Source organism: Streptomyces sp. NPDC048411, assembly GCF_040704695.1.
Taxonomy (GTDB): Bacteria; Actinomycetota; Actinomycetes; order Streptomycetales; family Streptomycetaceae; genus Streptomyces.
This window is the reverse complement of sequence record NZ_JBEZKL010000060.1, coordinates 37,207-43,533: the sequence shown is the minus strand read 5'-3', so window position 1 is coordinate 43,533 and position 6,327 is coordinate 37,207. Positions and strand designations below refer to the sequence as shown.

At 70.6% G+C, this 6,327-nt stretch carries 4 protein-coding genes and 1 pseudogene; 4 read left to right on the top strand and 1 reads right to left on the bottom strand.

From position 1 onward, the window contains the following. A pseudogene (locus tag AB0915_RS21665) lies at positions 1 to 94 on the bottom strand (cytochrome c oxidase assembly protein); the annotation flags it as partial. Between the two features lie 44 nt (positions 95 to 138). Between AB0915_RS21665 and AB0915_RS21660 the strand changes: the two are divergent. The 4 genes from AB0915_RS21660 to AB0915_RS21645 all read left to right on the top strand — a co-directional run bounded on the left by AB0915_RS21660 (position 139) and on the right by AB0915_RS21645 (position 6,320). Then, positions 139 to 1,161: a metallophosphoesterase gene (locus AB0915_RS21660; protein ID WP_366692643.1), complete on the top strand. Its 1,023-nt coding sequence runs from the start codon at positions 139 to 141 to the stop codon at positions 1,159 to 1,161. Between the two features lie 815 nt (positions 1,162 to 1,976). After that, positions 1,977 to 3,965, top strand: coding sequence for a TOMM precursor leader peptide-binding protein (locus AB0915_RS21655; protein ID WP_366692642.1), 1,989 nt, complete (start codon positions 1,977 to 1,979; stop codon positions 3,963 to 3,965). Positions 3,966 to 4,150: 185 nt separating this feature from the next. Next, a complete protein-coding gene (locus AB0915_RS21650; protein WP_366692641.1) occupies positions 4,151 to 4,291 on the top strand; it encodes a hypothetical protein in 141 nt (46 codons plus the stop codon). Positions 4,292 to 4,373: 82 nt separating this feature from the next. Next, a complete protein-coding gene (locus AB0915_RS21645) occupies positions 4,374 to 6,320 on the top strand; it encodes a TOMM precursor leader peptide-binding protein (RefSeq protein WP_366692640.1) in 1,947 nt (648 codons plus the stop codon). Positions 6,321 to 6,327: the final 7 nt, after the last annotated feature.

Sequence of the window (6,327 nt, the reverse complement as noted above, 5' to 3'; positions counted from 1 at the left end):
GGAAGACCAGCGCGATCAGCACCAGCACCGAAGGGATCTCGCTGAACGCCCAGGCGATGCCGCCCGCCCAGTTCTGGTCGCTGAGCGCGTCGATGTTACACCAGCAGCCAGGTCGGCTCGCCCGCGTCCGCCGACATCGTGGCGGCCGTCGAGCGGGTCGGGCCGCTGTTCAACCTGGTCAACGGGGACCTCTGCTACGCGTCGTACGGCGGCCGCCGCGGGCAGAGCCGGGTCGCGACCTGGGCTGACTGGTTCATCAACAACAGCCGCTCGGCCCGCCTGCGCCCGTGGATGCCCTGCGCCGGCAACGGCGAGAACGAGCGCGGTAACGGCCCGATCGGTGCAGCGGGCTACCAGGCGTACTTCACACTGCCCGACTCCACGGCCTCGCTCGACGAGGAGACCCGGGGGATGTGGTACGCGTTCACGGTCGGCGCGGTCCGCTTCATCAGCCTCGCCAACGACGACGTGGCGATCCAGGACACCGGCGACACGTATCTGCACGGATACTCGGGCGGTGCCCAACAGCGTTGGTTGCAAAGTGAGTTGAGGGCAGCGCGGGCAAGCCGGGAGATCGACTGGATCGTCGTTTTCATGCACCACCCCATGATCTCCAGCTCCATGCACGGCAGCGGGAGCGACCTCGGCGTGCGCGAGGCGTGGGGCCCGCTCTTCGACGCCTACGGGGTCGACCTGGTCGTCAGCGGCCACGAACACCACTACGAGCGTTCACACCCCGTGCGTGGCGCTCTCCCCAACGACACTCGCACCCCGATCCCGACCTCGACGCGGCAGGACCTGATCGACACCGGCCTGGGCACCGTCCATATGATCATCGGCGGTGGTGGGAACATCGCCACCTCCCAGGACGACCTTTTCGAACAGCCCAAGGGCCGCGTGGTCGTCGCTCTGGAGGACAAGCCGCGCCCACCCGTGCCGTACCGTGAATCGATCTGGCTCACCGAGGACGCCCCGTGGGCCGCCGTCCAGGACCGCCAGAACACCCACGGCTTCGCCGCCTTCGACGTCGACCCCGGCGACCGCCGCAGCGGCCGGACCCGGATGCGGGTGACGTACTACACCTTCGACGGCCCACACGGCGACCTGACCCCGGTGGACACCTTTACCCTGGAACGCCGCCGCTCCGACGCCCGAAGCTGACACCACGACACGCGGGCGCGCCCGCCTGGCCGAGCTGGAGGACACGGCGGAGGCGGAGCGCCGAAGGCCGGCGCGGTACTGCTCAGGCGGCGGCCTCGTGAGGACGCCACTTGGCACCCCTCACGCGCGGCGCTGCACGTTCCTTCCGTTGGCGTGCTTGTCAGCACCGGTTCAGGCGTCAGTCTGGGACCACGGGGCGCGCGCTGCCGAATGCCGAGTCACCCGCGCACTGGTGACTTGTTTGCGATCGGGATCTCCTTGCCAGGTAAAGGACGCGTCAACACCAGAGACTACCGCCGGTTACACGGTGATTCCGCTCAAGGGTGATTGCGTTTCGCCAGTCGTGGGGCGTCGGCGGATTTTGGCCGGGCGCTAAGTGTCGTTCAGCAAATCCGGGCCGGAGTGCGGCTGGACGAGCCCAGAAATGCGCCTCCGGCGGAGCCTGATAATGCCCCGAGGCCGTGACCCTATATGGATCCTGGGTCGCCGCCGTCCGCCAAGGATTCCAAAAGCGGCCCAAACGGACACCACTCGTCGAAGTCGGTACGGGCTGTTGACGTGGCCATTGCAGGGGCGACACAATCCTCCCCGGTGGACGCGGGTAGCGATGCCCCACCGTCGAGAGGCGTACGACCTTGCGAAGGGGCGATATGCAAACGATCGACCGTGCACCTCTGATGGAGATAAGACCCCGGCTGCGTAATGACGTGGTATTCCTTCGCGTCGACACCGGAATCTATCTCAGAAGTTCAGAGACATCCTGCGTCCTCAAAGGCGCAGGCGCATATGAGTGGATGTCCGTCCTCGGTCCTCGAATGACTGGCGAATCCAGCATCGCGGAATTATGTGAAGGGCTGGACGACAGCCGACGCAAAACCGCAGTCGGACTGATGCGCACCCTGCTCGACCGGGGCTTCGCCCGCGCCGTCCCGCGCTCTGACGTGCAGCTGCTGCCGGCCGCCGTATCGGATCTGTTCGCGCCGCAGATCAATTTCGTGGAACATTTCATGCACGCGGACCAGCGGACGCCGCAGGAACTCTTCGCGCGGTTCCGCTCCTGCCGGGTCCTGGTCAGCGGCCCACCCGGGGGCGTAGCGGCGGCAGCGGTGCGCGGCCTGCTGCGCAATGGACTGGCCGAAATCGCGCTGGACGACGCCGCGTGGGGATCGGAATTCGACACCGAGACGGCCCGGCTCGCGGACGCGGGCGCACCGGCACACGTCGTCGTGATGCCGTCGACCCCCGAGGATCTGACGCCGTTCGACGTCGTGGTGGCAGTGGCCGACGGATCGCGCAGCGGTGTGCTGCTCGAACTGGCCGAACGGCTGCACGGCGTTCCGCACGGCCCGCGCCTGGTCCCGGTGGTGGCCGACCCGGACCGCATGGTGGTGGGGCCGGTCTCCGGGCCCGCGGAGCAGCCGTGCTGGGTGTGCGCGCAGCTTCGGCTGTCCGCCAACTCCGATCCTCGGTTGATGGCCGACTTCTGGCGCTCACTGGCGGTCGGCCCGGCCGGCGGCGACGCCCCGGCCGGCGGCCTGGTGGCGCAGTCCATGGCCGGCAATGCCGTCGCGTTCGAGGTCTTCAGGCTGCGCACCGGCCAGTTGCAGCCGGACGACGAGCGGCACGCCGTGATCCAGGATCTGACCACGCTGGAGGCCGGCCGCGAACGGGTGCTGCCGCATCCCGGATGCCCGATGCGGCACCAGCGGGTGGAGCCCGACGACGGCCTACGCCCGCCCGCGGACGAAAGTGACGCCTATGGGCGTGCGGCTGTTCTGGTCTCCCCGCGATTCGGCGTGATGTCCGGCTGGACGGACGACTCGATCCGGCAGATCCCGCTCAAGACCGGCCGGGTGCGGCTCGGGCCGGCCGGCTCGCTGACCGACGGGGTGCGTGAGATCGCCGCGTTCGACACCGACACGGTCCTGGTCGCCCGCACGCGCTCGGTGCAGGCGGCGGTCGCCTGCTACGTGGGCCGGCTCGGGCCCGTCGGGCTGCGGGACGAGGCGGCCCCCCTGGACGGAGAACTGGTTCCGGCCGAGCGGCTCGCCCTGTTCAGCGGCCTGCCCGCACCCGAGGAGGAGTCGGCGATGCGGGCACGGCTGTCCGCGGTGTCACTGCACGAATCAAGCCGCTGGCAGGTGCCGGCCGCCGCCGTCCACCCGCTCTCCCCGGCCAACTCCCAGCTGCTGTTCGAGCCGAGCCCCGCGGGCGCGGCGGCCGGCTGGACCGCGGCGGACATACAGGAACGCGGGCTGTGCTCGGCGCTGGCGCAGCGCGGGCTCGTCCGCGCGATCCGCGGCGAGGACCCGGCCCTGCCACTCACCGAGGAGTGGCTGGCCGGCGACGAGGAGACGGCGTTCGTGCTCGGCAGCCTGCGGCACATCGGCCACACCGCCCGGGTCTACGCGCTGCCCGGCGCCGCACCGGCCTTCGCGGTGCTCGCGGTGGTCGAGGGCGCCGACGGCGGGGCGGTCGACTGGGCGACGGGCTCGGCGCTGTCGGTGCGCGCCGCGGTAAGCGAGGCGGTGCGGGACGCCGTCGGTCTCGCCGTCGGCCGGCACTACGAGGGCGTGCCCATGGACCCCGGCGACCCGCTGGTGGCCGACTTCGACCCCAGGACCCTCACCGAGGGCGACGCGAAGGCCGAGTGGTCCTTCGACCAGCCCGGTGTGCCGATGTCCGAAGCGCTCGGCCGACTGGACGCCGACGGCACGCGCGCCCTGTTCGTCGACACGACGCCGATCGACCTGAGCGCGATCCGCGCGATGGTCACTGGAACGATCCTGCTTGCTGCGAAGTAGCGCGACAGCGAGCCGGTTCGCGCCCTCGAGGCGCGCCACGGTTCTCGGAACACCGGTTCCGGGTGCACATCCCACCATCACGAAGGGAGGATCGCCATGTCCGTTGAGCTCCGAGACGAACTGAGCGCTCTGGAGAGCGCGACGTTCGAGATCGAAGAGATGACCGACGAGTCCGTCGAGCTGGCATGGTCCAGCTCGTCCTGCTCGTGCTCCAGCTGCTGCTCCTGCTCCACCAGCAGCTGCTGCTCCTGCAGCAGCAGCACCAGCTGACGCAGGCAGCTGACCGGGCCGGTGAGCACCTGTCGCCGGCCCGGTCGTCCGGCTGACACGTGCGGCTGCCCGACGCGACGGTCTCCGTCGCCGAGGCAGGCAGCCGCACCCCCATCTTCGGAGTGACTGGGTGGACGGATGAATGTGGTGTCGAACGCGGTGACCACCGCGACGGTCCTGGACGACCCCCGGGTGACCGACGTCGTCCGCGACTATCTGGCCGGGCGCGCCGGCGCGGGCGTCACGGTCGACGTCGGGGTGCTCGGCCTGCCGGCGCGGCCGGCGCCGAGCGGGGAGCGGCCGGCCGCAGGACTCGTCTACCCGGTGCGCCTGTACGGCGGGACGGTGCTGATGGGGCCGCTGCACCGGGCCGACGGCACGAGCCGGCCGTGCGGCCGTTGCCTGGACCGCCGCTGGCTGGCGCTGCGCCCGGTCGAGGAGCGCGGGCCGATCGAGGACGGCGCGGACACCTGGGTGGCGGGCGACGAATCGCTCACCGCCTTCGCCCTGGAGCAGATCGCGCAAATCGTGCACGCGGAGACGGCCGACGGCGAAGTCACCCCCGGCGACCGGCGGATCGGACGGATCGTGGAGCTGCGGACCGGTGATCTGACGGTCGACCGCCACGACCTGATCCCTGACTCCGAGTGCGAGAGCTGCGCCACCCCGGTGCCCGACACCGCCGAGGGCGCGAGATTGCCGCTCGGCCCGCGACCGAAGCCGGGGCCGACCACCTACCGGGGTGCGTCGGCGGCGGACCTGACCCTGCCGACCACCGGCCTGGTCAACGAGGTGTGCGGAGCGTTGGCGAGCGCGGCCCGCCGCGTCTACCAGTGCAGCGCCACCCTGCCCGTCAGCGGGTACTTCCGGGTGCGCAGCAAGTACGACTACCACGAGATGTGGTGGAGCGGGCAGTCGCAGAGCTCGGCGAGCAGCGAGCGGTACGGCATCCTGGAGGGCATGGAGCGGTACGCGGGCCAGTTCCCACGGGCCAAGCAGCCGGAGACGTACGGCAGTTACCGCGAACTGGCGCCGCAGGCCCTCGACCCCGCGACGATGGGCTCGTACCGTCCCGAGTTCTACTTCGGACACAACGACTACTACCAGCCCTACCATCCGGACACCCCGACCCACTGGGTCTGGGGCTACTCGTTCGGTGAGCAGCGGCCGCTGCTGGTGCCCGAGCAGTTCGTGTTCTACCTGGACCGCCGCCCGGACCGGAAGTTCGTCCAGGAGTGCTCCAACGGCTGTGCCAGCGGCAGCAGTGTCGAGGAGGCGCTGTTGCACGGCATGCTCGAACTCATCGAGCGCGACGCGTTCCTGCTGTGCTGGTACGGCGCGGCGAAGCTGCCGGAGATCGACCAGGCGACCGTCGTCGACGAGGAGGTCCAGTTCGTACTGGACCGGGTCGCGAGGCTCGGCTACCGGATGCGCCTCTTCGACATGCGCGTGGACGTCCCGGTGCCCGCGGTGATGGCGGTGGCCGAGCGGTTGGACGGCGGGATGGGCCGGCTGTGCTTCGCCGCCGGCGCGAGCCTCGACCCGGTGGAGGCGGTGCGCGCGGCGATCGCGGAGACCGCCTCCTACATCCCGGGCATGGACGAGCGGGTGGAGGCGAAACTGCCCGACCTGCGCGCGATGGTCACCGACTACAACCGGGTGCACGAACTCACCCACCACGCACTGCTGTACGGCCTGCCGGAGATGGCACCGGCGGTCGACTTCCTGCTGGACGCGGCGCCGCCCCGGTCGATGGACGAGCTGTACGGCCCGTGGCTCGCGCAGCGGCCCGAGAGCCTGGACCTGGCCGAGGACGCGCGCTTCGTGATGGAACGGCTGCGCGAGGTGGGCAGCGACGTCGTCGCGGTGGACCAGACCTGCCCGGAGCAGGACGGCACCGGCATCCGCACGCTGAGCGTGCTGGCGCCGGGGCTGGTGCCGATCGACTTCGGCTGGGAGCGGCAGCGTGTACTGGAGCACCCGAGGCTGAAGGCCTACCTCGACGGCGCGCTGGCGGAGATCCACGCCCGCGACGAGGGGTTCGGTCCCACGGGGCTGAACCGCAGGCCGCACCCGTTCCCGTGAGCCGTAC

Excerpts from the sequence above, each read along its gene's own strand:
- AB0915_RS21655 (WP_366692642.1), top strand. The coding sequence starts at position 1,977 with ATGACTGGCGAATCCAGCATCGCGGAATTATGTGAAGGGCTGGACGAC.
- AB0915_RS21650 (WP_366692641.1), top strand. The coding sequence starts at position 4,151 with ATGGTCCAGCTCGTCCTGCTCGTGCTCCAGCTGCTGCTCCTGCTCCAC.
- AB0915_RS21645 (WP_366692640.1), top strand. The coding sequence starts at position 4,374 with ATGAATGTGGTGTCGAACGCGGTGACCACCGCGACGGTCCTGGACGAC.